Origin of the sequence: Methylopila musalis (assembly GCF_042679725.1) — a bacterium.
GTDB lineage: Bacteria > Pseudomonadota > Alphaproteobacteria > Rhizobiales > Methylopilaceae > Methylopila > Methylopila musalis.
In genome coordinates this window covers 1-15,650 of record NZ_JBHTMX010000059.1, presented here as the reverse complement: position 1 = coordinate 15,650, position 15,650 = coordinate 1, and the positions used below count along the sequence as shown (strand labels likewise).

Annotated in this window: 13 protein-coding genes; 8 read left to right on the top strand and 5 right to left on the bottom strand. The window is 72.3% G+C overall.

Going from position 1 to position 15,650, the window contains the following annotated elements:
• From ACFQ4O_RS08740 to ACFQ4O_RS08730, 3 genes are all read left to right on the top strand, one after another.
• A partial coding sequence (locus tag ACFQ4O_RS08740) for a PAS domain-containing sensor histidine kinase (protein ID WP_378775316.1) occupies positions 1-1,316 on the top strand: 1,316 nt, incomplete at its 5' end.
• A complete protein-coding gene (gene fixJ, locus ACFQ4O_RS08735; protein WP_378775315.1) occupies positions 1,306-1,917 on the top strand; it encodes a response regulator FixJ in 612 nt (203 codons plus the stop codon). The genes ACFQ4O_RS08740 and fixJ, both read left to right, overlap by 11 nt.
• A gap of 142 nt (positions 1,918-2,059) precedes the next feature.
• Positions 2,060-2,440, top strand: a complete 381-nt coding sequence (locus ACFQ4O_RS08730) for a response regulator (protein WP_378775314.1) — start codon at positions 2,060-2,062, stop codon at positions 2,438-2,440.
• Between the two features lie 255 nt (positions 2,441-2,695).
• Here the strand turns inward: ACFQ4O_RS08730 and ACFQ4O_RS08725 are convergent, their stop codons facing one another.
• The gene (locus ACFQ4O_RS08725) at positions 2,696-3,457 is read right to left on the bottom strand and encodes a Crp/Fnr family transcriptional regulator (RefSeq protein ID WP_378775313.1); all 762 of its coding nucleotides are present in this window, start codon (positions 3,455-3,457) and stop codon (positions 2,696-2,698) included.
• A 116-nt stretch (positions 3,458-3,573) separates the two neighbouring features.
• On the opposite strand from ACFQ4O_RS08725, the gene hemN reads away from it, so the two are divergent.
• Positions 3,574-4,980, top strand: coding sequence for an oxygen-independent coproporphyrinogen III oxidase (gene hemN, locus ACFQ4O_RS08720; protein WP_378775312.1), 1,407 nt, complete (start codon positions 3,574-3,576; stop codon positions 4,978-4,980).
• 377 nt (positions 4,981-5,357) lie between these two features.
• Here the strand turns inward: hemN and ACFQ4O_RS08715 are convergent, their stop codons facing one another.
• The 3 genes from ACFQ4O_RS08715 to rpmE all read right to left on the bottom strand — a co-directional run bounded on the left by ACFQ4O_RS08715 (position 5,358) and on the right by rpmE (position 8,797).
• The gene (locus tag ACFQ4O_RS08715; protein ID WP_378775311.1) at positions 5,358-7,250 is read right to left on the bottom strand and encodes a DEAD/DEAH box helicase; all 1,893 of its coding nucleotides are present in this window, start codon (positions 7,248-7,250) and stop codon (positions 5,358-5,360) included.
• 154 nt (positions 7,251-7,404) lie between these two features.
• Positions 7,405-8,259 (bottom strand): hypothetical protein, encoded by an 855-nt coding sequence (locus ACFQ4O_RS08710; protein WP_378775310.1) that lies wholly within the window; start codon positions 8,257-8,259, stop codon positions 7,405-7,407.
• 307 nt (positions 8,260-8,566) lie between these two features.
• On the bottom strand, positions 8,567-8,797 hold the full coding sequence (gene rpmE, locus ACFQ4O_RS08705; RefSeq protein ID WP_378775309.1) for a 50S ribosomal protein L31: 231 nt from the start codon (positions 8,795-8,797) through the stop codon (positions 8,567-8,569).
• A 214-nt stretch (positions 8,798-9,011) separates the two neighbouring features.
• Between rpmE and ACFQ4O_RS08700 the strand changes: the two genes are divergently transcribed.
• The 3 genes from ACFQ4O_RS08700 (at position 9,012) to ACFQ4O_RS08690 (ending at position 12,771) form a co-directional block, all read left to right on the top strand.
• Positions 9,012-10,823 (top strand): ABC transporter transmembrane domain-containing protein, encoded by a 1,812-nt coding sequence (locus ACFQ4O_RS08700; RefSeq protein ID WP_378775308.1) that lies wholly within the window; start codon positions 9,012-9,014, stop codon positions 10,821-10,823.
• Positions 10,820-11,245: a GNAT family N-acetyltransferase gene (locus ACFQ4O_RS08695; RefSeq protein ID WP_378775307.1), complete on the top strand. Its 426-nt coding sequence runs from the start codon at positions 10,820-10,822 to the stop codon at positions 11,243-11,245. The genes ACFQ4O_RS08700 and ACFQ4O_RS08695 overlap by 4 nt, the downstream gene beginning before the upstream one ends.
• A 140-nt stretch (positions 11,246-11,385) precedes the next feature.
• Positions 11,386-12,771 (top strand): class II 3-deoxy-7-phosphoheptulonate synthase, encoded by a 1,386-nt coding sequence (locus ACFQ4O_RS08690; protein WP_378775306.1) that lies wholly within the window; start codon positions 11,386-11,388, stop codon positions 12,769-12,771.
• Positions 12,772-12,836: 65 nt separating this feature from the next.
• Here ACFQ4O_RS08690 and bglX read toward each other — a convergent pair whose 3' ends face one another.
• Positions 12,837-15,053: a beta-glucosidase BglX gene (gene bglX / locus ACFQ4O_RS08685; RefSeq protein WP_378775305.1), complete on the bottom strand. Its 2,217-nt coding sequence runs from the start codon at positions 15,051-15,053 to the stop codon at positions 12,837-12,839.
• 152 nt (positions 15,054-15,205) lie between these two features.
• Here bglX and ACFQ4O_RS08680 point away from each other — a divergent pair.
• Positions 15,206-15,650 (top strand): NAD(P)-dependent oxidoreductase (locus ACFQ4O_RS08680; RefSeq protein WP_378775304.1); only part of this gene is annotated, 445 nt, incomplete at its 3' end.

Here is a 15,650-nt window from a genome sequence, read left to right as displayed (position 1 = left end):
CGCTCGGCGCGCCGGCCGACGCGCTGGACCGGGCGCTCGCGGACGGCCGTTTCGAGGGCGAGACCGAGGCCCAGCGCCGGGACGGCTCGTCCATGCGCCTGGTCGTCGCCGTTCTGCCCACGCCCGGTCCCGGCGGCGCTCCGATCGGCTTCGCCGCCGCGTTCCGGCTGTCGGACGCCGGGCTGTCGGCGGAGGCGAGCCGGGCCCATCTGCGCTCGATCCTCGAGACCGTGCCGGACGCCATGATCGTGATCGACGACCAGGCCGGCATCCGCTCCTTCAGCGCGGCCGCGGTGCGCCAGTTCGGCTATGCGGAGCACGAGGTCATCGGCCGCAACGTCAGCCTGCTGATGCCGGAGCCTTATCGCAGCCAGCACGACGGCTACGTCTCGCGCTATCTCGCCACCGGCGAGCGCAAGATCATCGGCGTCGGCCGCATCGCCGTGGGGCTGCGCAAGGACGGAAACACCTTTCCGATGGAGCTCGCGGTGGGCGAGACCACCTCGTCCGGCCAGCGCTACTTCACCGGCTTCGTGCGCGACCTGACCGAGATCCAGCGCGCCGAGACCCGGATGCAGGAGCTGCAGTCGGAGGTGGTGCACATGTCCCGCTTCACCGCGCTCGGCGAGATGGCCTCCACGCTCGCCCACGAGATCAACCAGCCGCTGACCGCCATCGCGAACTACCTCAAGGGCTGCCGCCGCATCCTGAACCGCATGGAGGGCGACGAGACCGCGACCCTGCGCGACGCGGTGGGGGCCGCGGCGGCGCAGGCGCTCCGGGCCGGCGACGTCATCCGTCGCCTGCGGGAGTTCGTGGCCCGGGGCGAGAGCGAGCCCCGGATCGAGAACCTGCCCCGGCTGATCGAGGAGGCGAGCGCGCTCGCGCTCGTGGGCGCCAAGGAGCAGGGCGTGCGCGTGACCTACCGGCTCGCGCCGGACGCGGCGCTGGCGCTCGCCGACCGCATCCAGATCCAGCAGGTGCTGCTCAACCTCATCCGCAACGCGGTGGAGGCCATGCAGGGCAGCGAGACCCGGGAGCTGACCGTGGAGAGCATCGCCCTGAAAGCGGAGCGGCTCGCCATGGTCCGCGTCACCGACACCGGCCCCGGCCTGTCGCCGGACGTGGCGGAGCGGCTGTTCCAGCCCTTCGTCAGCACCAAGCCCCAGGGCATGGGCGTGGGCCTTTCGATCTGCCGCACGATCGTCGAGGCCCACGGGGGCAAGATCTGGGCGGAGCCGGCCCCGGGGGGCGGGGCGAGCTTCGTCTTCACGTTGCGGGCCATCGGCCACGAGGAGCTTCGGGATGCGCGCTGACGCGGTGGTGCATGTGGTGGACGACGACGCGGCCGTGCGGCAGTCGCTGGCTTTCCTGCTGGTCTCCGACGGGCTCGCCGTGCAGACCCACGAAAGCGCCGCGGACCTCTTGGCGGTCGCGCGCGACATCGACGGCTGCGTGGTCACCGACGTGCGTATGCCCGGCGTCAACGGCATCGAGCTGCTGCGCCGCCTGAAGGCGCAAGGCGTCCACCTGCCGGTGATCGTGATGACGGGCCACGCCGACGTGCAGCTCGCGGTCGAGGCCATGAAGGAAGGCGCCGTCGACTTCATGGAGAAGCCGTTCGACGACGAGACGATGCTCGCCGCCGTGCGCGGCGCGCTGGAGCGGCAGGCGGACGCCGCCGGCCGGCAGGACCGCGCCGTCGAGGCCAAGGGCCGCATCTCCGCCTTGTCCGAGCGGGAACGGCAGGTGCTGGAGGGGCTGGTGGCCGGCCACGCCAACAAGGCGATCGCCTACGACCTCGGCATCAGCCCGCGCACGGTGGAGATTTACCGCGCCAACGTCATGACCAAGATGCGCGCCGGCAGCCTGTCGGAGCTGGTGCGTCTCGCCCTGCTGGCCGAAATGGCCGACTGACGCCGCCCCGCGCCGGTCTCCTTAAGGACATGACCGGAATGGCGGGGCGCGCGGGCTTGAGGCAGGTCAAGGGTTCGGCGTGCGCTCTCCGCTAGGGTGGCGCATCGACGGAACCGTTTCCCCCAAGCCGGGCGCCCGCCATATGCCGCCTCACCAAGATCTGGTCATCGTGGTCGATGACGACGCCGCGGTCCGGCAGGCGCTGCGCTTCGCGCTGGAGCAGGAGGGTCTCGCGGTGCGGGACTACGCCGACGGCGGGGAGCTGCTCGCCGAAGCCGAGCTGCCGCTGCGCGCCTGCCTGCTGATCGACCAGTTCATGCCCGCCATGACCGGCGTCGATCTCGTCCGCCGCCTGCGCCGCCGCCACGTCCGGCTTCCCGCCATCCTGATGACGGGCCGTTCCAGCCGGGAGCTGCGCGAACGCGCCACCCGCGCCGGCTTCGCCTGCGTGCTGGAAAAGCCCCTCGACGACGGCGCGCTGATGGACACCATCCGATTGGAGCTCGCGCGCGAGGTTCATTGAGGGGGGGGGCGTGTTGGGGTGGGTGAGGGCGCGGGCGCGCCGACGCGCCACTCCTCTTGTCCCGGCCTTGAGCCGGGACCCATAAACGCCGACGTTTGAAGAACAGGCGCGCCGGCCGTCGCGACTTCTGCGGAGAGATCAGCGGGTCTGGGTCCCGGCTCAAGGCCGGGACAAGGTAGAGAAGCGCGCGGCGATCGAAGCTCGAAACTTGGGCGCGAGGCTCCGACCGTGCTTCCGACCGCCGAAAATCCCCGCTCAGGCGGCGGCGAGGGCCTGGAGCTTTTGGGCGTCGAGGACGCGCACGCCGTCCGGCACCACCAGCAGCACGCGCTCGCGGGCGAGGCGGGAGATCACGCGGCTCACGGTTTCGATGGTGAGGCCGAGATGGTCCGCCAGATCCTGCCGGCTCATGGGGAGCGCGATCGTCACCGCCCCGCCGCCGCGCACGGCGAGACGCTGGCGCAGCGCGATCAGGAAGGCGGCGACCCGCTCGTCCGCCGAACGGCGCCCGAGCAGCACCATGTGGTCCTGCGCGGCGGCGAGTTCGTCGGCGGCGGCGCGGCGCAGGCTCGCCAGCAGGCGCGGCTTGCGCTCCGCGAGCGTGGCGTAGGCGCGCGCGTCGAAGCGGCAGGCGGCCACCGGAGTCACCGCCTCGGCGGTGCTGGCGTAGCGCTCGTCCGGGGCGAGGCCGATGAAGTCGCCGGGCAGCAGGAAGCCGAGGATCTGCCGCCGTCCGTCCGACAGCAGGCGATAAAGCCGGACCATGCCGCTGGTGATGGTGAACACCGCGTCAGCGTCGTCGCCCTGGCGGAACAGCGCCTCCTTCGGCGCGAAGCGCTGCTGGTCGCCGATGGCGCCGAACTCGTCCATGTCCGCGTCCGCAAGCGCCTGGCAGACGGCCAGCGCCCGGGCCGGGCAGCCGTCGCAGCCGGTCAGCGCGGTGGCGGCCGCGTGGGGGCGAAGCCGTTCCAGCAGGCCGGGCGTCGGAAACAGGGGGGCGGCGAGGGCGGCGGTCATCGTGGGCACCTTTGGGGCGTGTCCGGCGTGCGATCTTGCCTGTCCGGGATAGCGGCCGGCCCGGCGCCGCGCCATTCCGATGCTGCGCTTAAGGGGTTGCCCGTAAGGAGGCGTCCTTGGACGCATTGACCCGGATCAAGGACGCGGCCGCCGCGGCGCGCCAGCCTGCCGCCATGCTCCCTCTGCGCCTGTCCGACATCGCCGCCCGCGCCGCCCCGCGCTACACCTCCTATCCGACCGCGCCCCAGTTCGAGGAGAGCGTGGACGCGCAGGCGTACGGCCGCTGGCTGGAGACGCTGTCGGGGTCGGACGCGCCCGCCTCGCTCTATCTCCATGTGCCCTATTGCCGCTCGATCTGCAGCTATTGCGGCTGCGCGGCCAAGGCGACGCTGCGGGACGAGCCGCTGGTGGCCTTCGCCGCCCGCCTGCGCCGGGAGATCGCGCTGGTGGCGGAGCGCGCCGGGCCGCTGACGGTCACGCATTTGCACTGGGGCGGCGGCACGCCCAACGTGCTGCCGGCCGACCTGTTCCGCCGGGTGCTGGACGACATCCGCGCCCGCTTCGCGCTGGCGCCCGGCGCCGAGCACGCCGTGGAGATCGACCCCCGCCACCTCACCCCGGAGACCATCGCGACGCTGGCCGCGGGCGGCGTCACGCGCGTCAGCCTCGGCGTGCAGGATTTCGACCCGGCGGTGCAGCAGGCGATCGGCCGGGTGCAGCCGTTCGAGATGGTGCGGGCGGCGGTGGAGGGGCTGCGGGAGGCGGGGCTCGCCGGCCTCAACATGGACCTGATCTACGGCCTGCCGCTGCAGACGCTCGGCTCCATCCGCGACACGGCGGCCCGCGCGGCGGCGCTGCGGCCGGACCGCATCGCGCTGTTCGGCTACGCCCATGTGCCGTGGATGCGGCCGCACCAGCGCCTGCTGGACGAGGCCGCGCTGCCCGATCCGGCGCTCCGGGTCGAGCTGGCGGAGACCGCGCGCGAGACGCTGCTCGACGCCGGCTATGTGGCGATCGGGATCGACCATTTCGCCCGCCCCGACGACGGGCTCGCGACCGCGCTCGCCGATGGCGCGCTGCGGCGGAATTTTCAGGGCTACACCACCGACGACGCGCCGGTGCTGCTCGGCTTCGGCCCCACCGCCATCGGCCGGCTGCCGCAGGGCTATGTGCAGAACGTCGCGGACATCGCCGGCTGGGGACGGGCGGTGGACGAGCGGCGCCTGCCCGTCGCGCGCGGCCGGGCGCTGACGCCGGACGACCGCCTGCGCGGCGCGGTGATCGAGAGCCTGCTGTGCGTGTTCGAAGTCGATCTCGACGGGATCGCCCGCCGCCACGGCGCCTCGCCGGACGTGTTCGCCCCGGCGCTGGCGGAGCTGGAGACGCTGCGACGGCAGGGCTTCGTGGCGCTCGCCGGCGGCCGCCTCACGATCCTGCACGACGGCCCGGCGCTGGCCCGGATCGTGGCGAGCGCCTTCGACGCCTACCTCACGACATCCGCGCGCCACTCGCTCGCGGTGTGACGGTCAAAGGGGGCGCTGTCCTCTCATGCGGATGACATCGTCATCTGACCTCTCCCCGGAGGGGAGGGCGAGCGCGGCTTAAAGGCGTCGCGCCCAAGTCGTACCCTGAAAGGCGCGGAAGCCCGTCCTTCACCTCTCCCCGGCGGGGAGAGGTCGGCGCGCAAGCGCCGGGTGAGGGGGCAGAACACGCTTTAAAACCTCGTCATGCCCGCGCCTTCGCGCGGGCATCCACGACTTCCCCTCCGGCGAAGGCTTGCGCGCTGAAGTCGTGGATGCCCGAGACACGCTCGGGCATGACAGCTGATGGACCGTCGGCGGCTTCTGAGGCCGCTGTCCGCCTTACTTAGACGGGGCCGGGTGGGCGCCCGGCCTTCCGCTCAGCCCCCGGCGAAGCGGCGGGGGCTGGGCTTGCGCGCGGCGTTGGCCGGACGCTCGGCGCGGTCCTTGCGCGGGCCGGCGAAGGGCTTCGGGCGGCCGGGCTTGGCGTCGCGCTTGCCCTCGAACGGGCGGGCGTCGGCGCGGGGCTTCGGCGCGGCCTTCTTCCAGGGCTTCGGCTCGTACGTGCTGGCGACCCTCGCCTCGCCCTGAGGCTTCGGTGCGCGGGGAGCGGGCGCGTCGCCATAGGAGATCACCACGTCGCCCTTTTCGGCGCGCAGCGCGGTCGCAGCGAAGCGCTCGGCCGCCTCGGCCGCGATCTCCACCTTTGTCTCGCCGTCGAAGATGCGGATGGCGCCGATGTCGCCGCGCTCCACGCCGCCGCGGCGGCAGAGCATGGGCAGCAGCCACTTCGGGTCGGCGTTCTGTTTGCGGCCGACCGCGAGGCGGAACCACACGCCGGCGCCGAAGCTCTCGCGCGGCGCGGACGGCGCGCGCTCGGGCCGGTCGGAGCGCTCGAAGCGATCAGACCGCTCGGAACGATCCGAACGCTCGAAGCCGGCGGGCTTGCGGGCCGGACGCTCGCCGGGATCGCTCACCTCTTCGGGCGCGGGCAGCTGGGCGCGGTGCAGCCGCGCCAGCGCCACCGCCATCTGGGCGGGGCTCAGCTTGTCGGCCAGCGCCTGGGCGAGGGCCATGTCCTCGTCGCTGGCCGGGTCGGTCAGGACGGGCGAGGCCAGCATGCGCTCCTGATCGAGAGCGCGGATCTCCTCCGCCGTGGGCGGGCCGCCCCAGGCGGGAACGACGCCCGCGTCCACCATCATGGTCTCGGCCTTACGACGGCGGGACGGCGGCACCAGCATCACCGACACGCCCTTGCGGCCCGCGCGGCCGGTGCGGCCGCTGCGGTGCTGGAAGGTCTCGGCGTCGTGGGGCAGTTCGGCGTGGATGACGAGGCCGAGATTGGGCAGGTCGATGCCGCGCGCGGCCACATCGGTCGCCACGCACACCCGGGCCCGGCCGTCGCGCAGCGCCTGCAGCGCGCGGTTGCGCTCGTTCTGGCTGAGCTCGCCCGACAGCAGCACGGCGTCGAAGCCGCGCTCGGCCAGCGTCGCGTGCAGGCGGCGCACGCCCTCGCGGGTGGAGCAGAACACGATGGCGGCTTCCGAATCCGCCTGCCGCAGCAGGTTCACCACCACATGACCGATCTCGCGCACATGGACGCGCACGGCGCGGTGCTCGATGTCCGCATGGGCGCGGCCGTCGCTCTCGATGGCGATGCGCTCGGCGTCGCGCTGGAAGCGGCGCGCGATGTCGGCGATGTCGGGCGGCAGGGTGGCGGAGAACAGCAGCGTGCGCCGCTCCGGCGCGGCGGCCTCGAGGATGAACTCGAGATCCTCGCGGAAGCCGAGGTCGAGCATCTCGTCGGCCTCGTCCAGCACGGCGGCCTGAAGGCCCGAGAGGTCGAGCGCGCCGCGCTCGATGTGGTCCTTCAGCCGGCCGGGGGTGCCGACCACGATGTGGGCGCCCAGCTCCAGCCGGCGCCGCTCGGCGCGGGGGTCCATGCCGCCGACGCAGGCCGTCACCCGGCCGCGGGCCTCGGCGTAGAGCCAGCGCAGCTCGCGCTCCACCTGCATGGCGAGCTCGCGGGTCGGGGCCACCACCAGCGCCACCGGGCGGCCGGCGTCGCCGAGGCGCTCCGCGCCGCCGAGCAGCGTCTCGCCCATGGCGAGGCCGTAGGCGACGGTCTTGCCGGAGCCGGTGCGGGCGGAGACCAGCAGGTCGCGCGCGGCGAGCCCGTCCGCCACCACGGCGGACTGCACGGGGGTGAGCTCGGCGTAGCCGCGGGCGTCGAGCGCGCGGGCGAGCGGGGCGGCGAGGGCGGGGATCGTCACGGGTCGGGAGCGCTTTCTGCGGGCCTGGAACGACGGACGCCGCGGGCGGAAGCCGTCCACGGCGTCTGCGAAGCCTCGGCTGTTCAGCCTGATCGGGATGCGGCGCCCGTATACCCCTTTTTTCGGTGGAACGCCACCGCCTTAGCCCGTGACGTCAGCGCGCGGCGGCCATGTCCTCGTAGAGCGCCGACGAGGGCGCGTAGGAGACGGCCGCCGTCTCCTGTTCCCAGCCGGCCGCGGCGGTGGCGGTGGCGGCGCAGATCGCCTCCGCTCCAGCGGGCGGCTCGCCGGGGCGCGGCGGGCGGACGAAGCCGTAGCGCCCGCCGCAGGCGGCCACCTGGGGCGGCCGGGCGGTGGCGGCGAAGATGTCGTGTCCGTCCTTCAGCATGCGCCAGAACGGCATGTGGGGGTTGTCCGCGTGCCGGGCCATGTTGGCCTCGGTCATGCGGAACGGGAACGCCTGGAACGGCACGCTGCCCTGGCCGCTCTGCAGCGCCTCGCGCACGAGGGCGTAGATTTCTTCCATGCCCTTGTGGGTCATGGCGTAGCAGCCGACCGACTTGCAGCCGCCATGCACCATCAGGTGGGTGCCGGTGCGGCCCATCTGCCGGTCGAAGGCGTTGGGGAAGCCGATGTTGAAGGCGAGATGGTTGCGGGACCACGGGTTCAGGCTGCCGCCGTCGATGGCGTAGAAGCCTTCAGGCGCCTGCCGGTCGCCTTCGCGGATCTTGGGGCCGAGCTTGCCCGAGAAGCGGCAGATCGGATAGCTGCGCAGCAGGCCGTAGCGGCCGTTGCGCTCCTGCTTCCAGACCTCGAGCTCGCCTTCCTCCTTGAACACCCGGATCAGGATGGGCGCCTGACGCGGCATGTCCATGTCGCGCATCAGGCTCACCGTGGCGTAGGAGACCGAGCCGGTCTTCACCTTGCGGACCTTGCCGCCCGTCGAGCAGCCCGCCACGGCTGCGGCGAGCAGGACGACGGCTGCGACGTTCAGCGACGCTCCACGCATATGTTCACTCCACGCGCGCCCCGGCCCGGCGCGGGGGGCGGCCGGGGACGGCGCGCGGAGGACATGAGCCGGACGCGAGATACGCCGCGCCGTCCCGCCGGGCCGCGCGCCCGGGGCTTTGATCCTTCAACCTTGGCCCATTTCCATAACGGTCGGTAAACCGTGGCGCGGTCGACCGTGCGACCTCGACTCAGGGTTAACGGCCAAAGGCTGCGGCCCGGAAACGAAGAGAGCCCCGGATCGGCGATCCGGGGCTCTCGGAAGGGCGGGTCTCGGATGAGGCGGCGCGCTCAGGCGCGCCCAGGCCTCACTTGCCGGAAATGCCGAAGTTCGCGAAGCGCTTGTTGAAGCGCGAGAGGCGGCCGCCGCGGTCGGTCAGCTGGGCCGAACCGCCGGTCCACGCCGGATGGGTCTTCGGGTCGATGTCGAGCTGAAGGGTGTCGCCCTCCTTGCCGTAGGTCGAGCGCGTGAAGTACTCGGTGCCGTCGGTCATCACGACCTTGATGGAGTGGTAGTCGGGGTGAATGTCGGCCTTCATGGCGGGTCTCTGTCGTTAATGCCGGTTGAGCGCGCGCCCGGTCGAGCGCTTGCGGAACGTGCGACGATCTCGTGAACGGGTGAGCCTATACCGCAAACGGTCGCGGGGAACAACCGGGGGGCGTCCGCTCGGCCCATCGTGGGTGTCGCGCTTTGCGGGCGCGTTCCGTATAAGGCGCCCATGACGTCTGGAACGATACGAAAGAGCATCCGCGATGGCGCGCCGCCCCGCCGCTGATCCGTCCGGCGCGGGCCGGCGGTCGCTGAAGCCGCTGAGCGCGGTGCTGCCTTACGCGACGCGCCGCAAGGGCCGGATCGCGGGCGCGCTGCTGTTCCTCACCATCGCCGCCGCGGCCACGCTCGCCATTCCCGCCGCCGTCCGCCGGCTGATCGACTTCGGCTTCTCGTCCGAACATCCCGGCATGGTCGATCAGTACTTCGCCGCGGTGCTGGCCGTCGTGGCCGTGCTCGCGGTGGCGAGCGCCGCCCGCTACTGGTTCGTCACCACGCTCGGCGAGCGGGTGGTGGCGGACCTGCGGGACGCGGTGTTCCGCCGGCTGGTGACGCTGTCGCCCGCCTTCTACGATCAGGCCCGCTCCGGCGAGCTGGTGTCGCGGCTCACCGCCGACACCACCCAGATCAAGGCCATGTTCGGCTCCACCGCCAGCCAGGCGCTGCGGAACCTGTTCCTGTTCCTCGGCGCGCTGGTCATGATGGTGGTGACGAGCCCCAAGCTGTCGGCGCTGGTGCTGGTGGCGATTCCCCTCGTGGTGCTGCCGCTGGTCGGGTTCGGCCGCTCGGTGCGCCGCCGCTCCCGCGCCGCGCAGGACACGCTGGCCGACGCCTCGGCGCTGGCGGGCGAGGCCATCGGCGCCATGCGCGCGGTGCAGGCGAACGGCGCCGAAGCGCGGCTCACGAGCCGGTTCCGGCTGGCGGTGGAATCCGCCTACGCCGCCGCCCAGGGCTCCATCACCGCCCGCGCGCTGCTCACCGGCGTCGCCATCTTCTTCATCTTCGCGAGCGTCGTCGGCGTGCTGTGGCTCGGCGCCACCGACGTGCTCAGCGGCGCCATGACGCCCGGCACGCTCGGCCAGTTCGTGCTCTACGCCGTGTTCGCCGCCGGCGCGATCGGCGAGCTCTCCAACGTCTGGGGCGAGCTGGCGCAGGCCGCCGGCGCCGCCGAGCGGCTGGGCGAGCTCTTGAACCAGCGCTCCGAGGTGCGCGAGCCCGACGCGCCGAAGCCGCTGCCGCAGCCCGCCCGCGGGCGGCTCGCATTCGAGAGCGTGGGCTTCGCCTATGCGGGCGCCCCCGACCGCCCGGTGCTGCGTGACGTCTCGTTCCAGGTTGAGCCGGGCCAGACGGTGGCGATCGTCGGCCCGTCCGGCGTCGGCAAGAGCACGCTGTTCGATCTGGCGCTGCGCTTCTACGATCCCCAGTCTGGCCGGGTGACGCTGGACGGCGTCGACCTGCGCGAGGCGGGCCTCGGCGACCTGCGCGCCCGCATGGCGCTCGCGCCCCAGGACGCGGTGGTGTTCGCCGCCAGCGCCCGCGACAACGTCCGCCTCGGCCGCCCCGAGGCGAGCGACGCCGATGTGGAGCAGGCGGCGCGGCTCGCCGGCGCCGACGGCTTCATCGCCGCGCTGCCCCAAGGCTACGACACGCCGCTTGGCGAGCGGGGCGTGAAGCTCTCCGGCGGCGAGCGCCAGCGCGTCGCCATCGCCCGCGCGCTGGTGCAGGATTCGCCGATCGTGGTTCTCGACGAGGCCACCTCCGCCCTCGACGCGGAAAGCGAGGCCGCGGTGCAGCAGGCGCTGGCGGCCACCGCCGCCGGGCGCGCGACGCTCGTCATCGCGCACCGGCTCGCGACCGTGGTCTCCGCCGACCGCATCCTCGTGCTGGACGACGGCGTGATCGTGGAGCAGGGCTCCCACGCCGAGCTGATGGCGCGCCGCGGGCTCTACGCCCGGCTCGCCGATCTCCAGTTCGGCGCGTCGGAGCCGGGTCGTCCGCTCGCGGCCGCCCGATGAGCGGCGCCGAGATCGTCTTCACCGACGCGCCGACCACCGCTGACCGGGACGCCATCGTGCGGCCGCTGATCGCCTTCAACGATCAGGCCTACGGCCCGTCCGGCTTCCATGCGCTCGCCTGGCTGGCGCGCGATCCCGCGACCGGGGAGACCCTCGGCGGGCTCTACGGCAAGGCGAGCTACGACTGGCTGTTCGTGGAGCTTCTGGTCGTGCCCGAGGCCCTGCGCGGCCAGGGGCTCGGCTCGGATATGATGCGCCGGGCCGAGGCGCACGCCCGCGACGCCGGGCTGTCCGGCGTCTGGCTCGACACCTTCGGCTTTCAAGCGCGCCGCTTCTACGAAAAGCTCGGCTTCGAGGTGTTCGGCTCCCTGCCGGGCCATCCCAAGGGCAGCGAGCGTTTCTTCCTGCGCAAGGCGTTCTGAGGCCGGTTCCTTGCGCCCGCGCGGCCGCAATGGCGCTTTGCGCCGGCAGATGCTAGAAGCGCGGCCCACAAGCGACCACATATGACATGGCGACGAGGTTTTCGTCCCCGGTAGGTCGCTTGAAGACCTTGGAGAGCATCATGTCCGAGCGTTGGAGCCCGTCCAGCTGGCGCAGCAAGCCCATCGTCCAGTCGCCCGTCTATCCGGACGCGGCTGCGTTGCAGGCGGCCGAGGCCCAGCTTGAGAGCTTTCCGCCGCTCGTCTTCGCGGGCGAGGCGCGCAAGCTGAAGAAGAAGCTCGCCCAGGTCGCGGCGGGCGACGCCTTCCTGCTGCAGGGCGGCGACTGCGCCGAGGCCTTCGCGGAGCATTCCGCCGACAACATCCGCGATTTCTTCCGCGTCTTCCTGCAGATGGCTGTGGTGCTGACCTACGCCGCCTCCTCGCCGGTGGTGAAGGTGGGCCGCATCGCGGGCCAGTTCGCCAAGCCGCGCTCGGCCCCGACCGAGACGGTGGACGGCGTGGAGCTGCCGATCTACCGCGGCGACATCATCAACGGCGCCGACGCGACGCCCGAGGCCCGCATTCCCGATCCGCGCCGCTTGCTGGAGGCTTATCGCCAGTCGGCCGCGACGCTGAACCTGCTGCGCGCCTTCGCGAACGGCGGCTACGCCAATCTCGATTTCGTGCACCAGTGGATGCTCGGCTTCGTGAAGGAGAGCCCGCAGTCCGGCCGCTATCAGGAGATCGCCGACCGCATCGCCGAGGCGCTCGACTTCATGCGCGCCTGCGGCATCGATCCGGAGGCGAACCCGGAGCTGCGGACCACCGAGTTCTTCACCAGCCACGAGGCGCTGCTGCTCGGCTACGAGCAGGCGCTGACCCGCGTCGACTCAACAACCGGCGACTGGTACGCGACCTCCGGCCACATGATCTGGATCGGCGACCGCACCCGCCAGCTCGACCACGCCCACATCGAGTACTTCCGCGGCGTGAAGAACCCGATCGGCCTGAAGTGCGGCCCGTCGCTGAAGCCGGACGAGCTGATGCGTCTGATCGAGGCGCTGGACCCGGACAACGAGCCGGGCCGGCTCACCCTGATCGCCCGCTTCGGCGCCGACAAGGTGGGCGACCACCTGCCGGGCCTCGTGCGCGCCGTGAAGACCGAAGGCCGCAACGTGGTGTGGTCGTGCGATCCCATGCACGGCAACACCATCAAGTCGGGCTCGGGCTACAAGACCCGGCCGTTCGACCGCATCCTGCAGGAGGTGCGCGCCTTCTTCGACGTGCATTCGGCCGAAGGCACCCACGCCGGCGGCATCCATGTGGAGATGACCGGCAAAAACGTGACCGAATGCACTGGCGGCGCCCGCGCGATCTCGGACGCGGACCTGCGGGACCGCTACCACACCTTCTGCGACCCGCGCCTCAACGCGGAGCAGGCGATCGAACTCGCCTTCCTGGTGGCCGAACGCCTCAAGAAGGAGCGCGTCGCCCGCGGCCGCCGCCACGTGGTCGCCGCCGAGTGACGACCGTCTAACGGCATGACGGATTGAAAAAAGGGCCCGCCGGCGATTGCCGGCGGGCCCTTTTTTTACGGCGCGTAGGTCAGCGTCGTAGTCTGGACGTTGGCGGCGTCGGGGCCGGTCATGACGTCGATCGGGCCGGGGGTGGCGCCGAAGGCGGTCTCGGTTTTCCAGTAGCTGAAATCCGCCTCCGTCACGGGAAGCTCCACCGTCTTCGTCTCGCCGGCCTTCAGCGCCACCCGGGCGAAGCCGCGCAGGGCGCGCATGGGCTGGGACACCTCGGCGAGCCTCGGGCGCAGGTAGAGCTGCACCACCGCCTCGCCGTCCCGCCGGCCGTTGTTGCGCACCGCAACCGATACGGCGGCGTTTTCGCCCTTGGCCAGCCGCTCCCGGTCAAGCTTCGGCGGGCCGAAGGTGAAGGACGTGTAGGTCAGCCCGTAACCGAAGGGGTAGAGCGCAGCGTAGGTGGAGTCGCCGTACCCGGTGGTGAAGGGCTTGATCGGCGTCTCCGCCGGGCGTCCCGTGGGCAGGGCGTCGTGGTGGATCGGAATCTGGCCGACCGCGCTCGGGAAGCTCATGGGCAGGCGGCCCTTCGGCGCCACGTCGCCCATCAGCAGGCGGGCGAGGGCGGGGCCGCCCATGGTGCCCGGCTGCCAGGCGTAGAGGATCGCCGGGGCGCGCTCGGCGAGCGAGCTCAGCGCCAGCGGCCGGCCGGCGAACACCACGACGACGGTCGGCTTGCCGGCGGCGAGCACCGCGCGCACCAGCTTCTCCTGATGGCCGGGCAGACCGAGCTCCGAGCGCGCGGCGCTCTCGCCCGACTGGTTGAACCGCTCGCCCACCGCCAGCACCACCGCCTGCGACCGGCGCGCGGTCTCGACCGCCGCGGCGATCTCTTCGTCGGTGGAGTTCTCCACCGCGCCGCCATGGGTGGCGAGCACCTCGCCGTCCGGCCCGAGCCGGCGCTCGAGGCCTTGCCGAAGCGTCACCACCTCGTTGGGCTCGCCCCGCGCCGCCCAGGGGCCGAGCGTGTCCGCGCCGGCGTCGCCGAGCGGGCCGATCAGCGCCACGCGCTTCACGTCCGGGGCGAAGGGCAGCACGCCCTCGTTCTTGAGCAGGACGAAGGACTTCTCCGCCATGTCCTGCGCCGCCGCCTTCTGGGCGTCGGTGAAGATCTCGCGCTTCTCCCGCGCCGCGCTCGCGCCGCGATAGGGGTCCTCGAACAGGCCGAGATCGTCTTTCAGCGTCAGCACCCGGCGCACGGCCTCGTCCACCACCGCGATGTCGAGCCTGCCCGCCTTCACCAGCTCCGGAACCTCCTTCACATAGGCGCGGGACTCCATGTCGAGATCGGCGCCCGCCACGAGCGACTGCCGGGCGGAATCGCCGAGGTCCGCCGCGGTGCCGTGCTCGGGCAGCTCCTTGATGGCCTGGAAGTCGCTGGTGACGACGCCGGTGAAGCCCCATTCGCCGCGCAGCACGTCGGTCAGCAGATGGCGGTTGGTGATGGTGGGGCGGCCGTCGGTGGCGTTGAAGGCGGCCATGAAGCAGCGCACGCCCGCGCGCGACGCGGCCTCGAACGGCGGCAGATAGACGCTCTTCAGCGCGCGGGTCGAGAGGTCTTGGGCGGAGTAGTCGCGCCCGCCCTCCACCGCGCCGTTGGCGCCGAAATGCTTGACGCAGGAGGCGGCGTTGTCGGGCTTCTTCAGGTCCGCGCCCTGGATGCCGCGCACCCGCGCCTCGCCGATGCGCGCGCCGAGCCACGGGCTTTCGCCCGCGCCTTCCACCACGCGGCCCCAGCGCGGATCGCGCGAGACGTCCAGCATGGGCGTGAAGATCATGTTCACGCCGGCCGCGGTCGACTCAACCGTCGCCACCCGCTCGGCGTTCTCGATCGCCGCCATGTCCCAGCTCGCGGCCTGCGCCAGCGGCGTTGGGAACACGGTGCGGTAGCCGTGGATCACGTCCATGGCGAGGATCATGGGGATCTTCAGCCGGGTTTTGGTGACCGCGATCTCCTGCAGCGTCCGGGTCTGCTCCGCCCCATAGACGTTGAACAGGCCGCCGACCGACCCTTCCGCGATGCGGCGGGTCACGTCCTCATAGGCCGGCTCCAGCACCGGCACGATGGAGACGAAATTGAGCTGCCCCGCCTTTTCCTCGAGCGTCATCTCCGAGATCAGCTTCTCCACCCGTTCGCGCCTTTCAGCGGCGGAGACCGGGGTGTGCGCGGCGATCAGGCCAAGGACGGCCAGTGCGGCGAGCGGACGGGGAGTGACGGGCATGAGGCGGTTCGCGCTCCTGTTCCGGTTTCAGGCGGCGGCACTCTCGCCGCGAACGCAGCGCTTGAAAACCCCCAGAAACGCGGCTTGTGGCCCGCGCTGCGGGCGCCCATAACGACGGGCCTTGTCCCCTGCCGGCTTGAAGGAGCCCTCCCATGACCCGCGTCGCCGTGCTCGGAACCGGCCTGATGGGCGCGCCCATGGCGCGACGGCTGCTGGCGGCCGGCTTCGCGGTGACGGCGTGGAACCGCACCCGCGCCAAGGCCGACGCGCTCGTGCCCGACGGCGCCGTGGTCGCCGATAGCCCCCGTGAGGCCGCTCGCGACGCGGACGTGATCCTGACCATGCTGGAGAACGGCGATGCGGTCGGCGAGGTGCTGTTCGGGCCGGACGGCGCGGCGGAGGGTTTGGCGCCCGGCGCCGTGGTGCTCGACATGAGCTCGATCCCGCCCTCGACCGCCCGCGAGCACGCCGCAGCCCTGTCGAGGCTTGGCGTGGCCCATGTGGACGCGCCGGTCTCCGGCGGCACGCGGGGGGCGGCGGCCGGAACGCTCGCCATCATGGCCGGCGGCTCGGACGAGACCATCGCCGCGCTCGCGC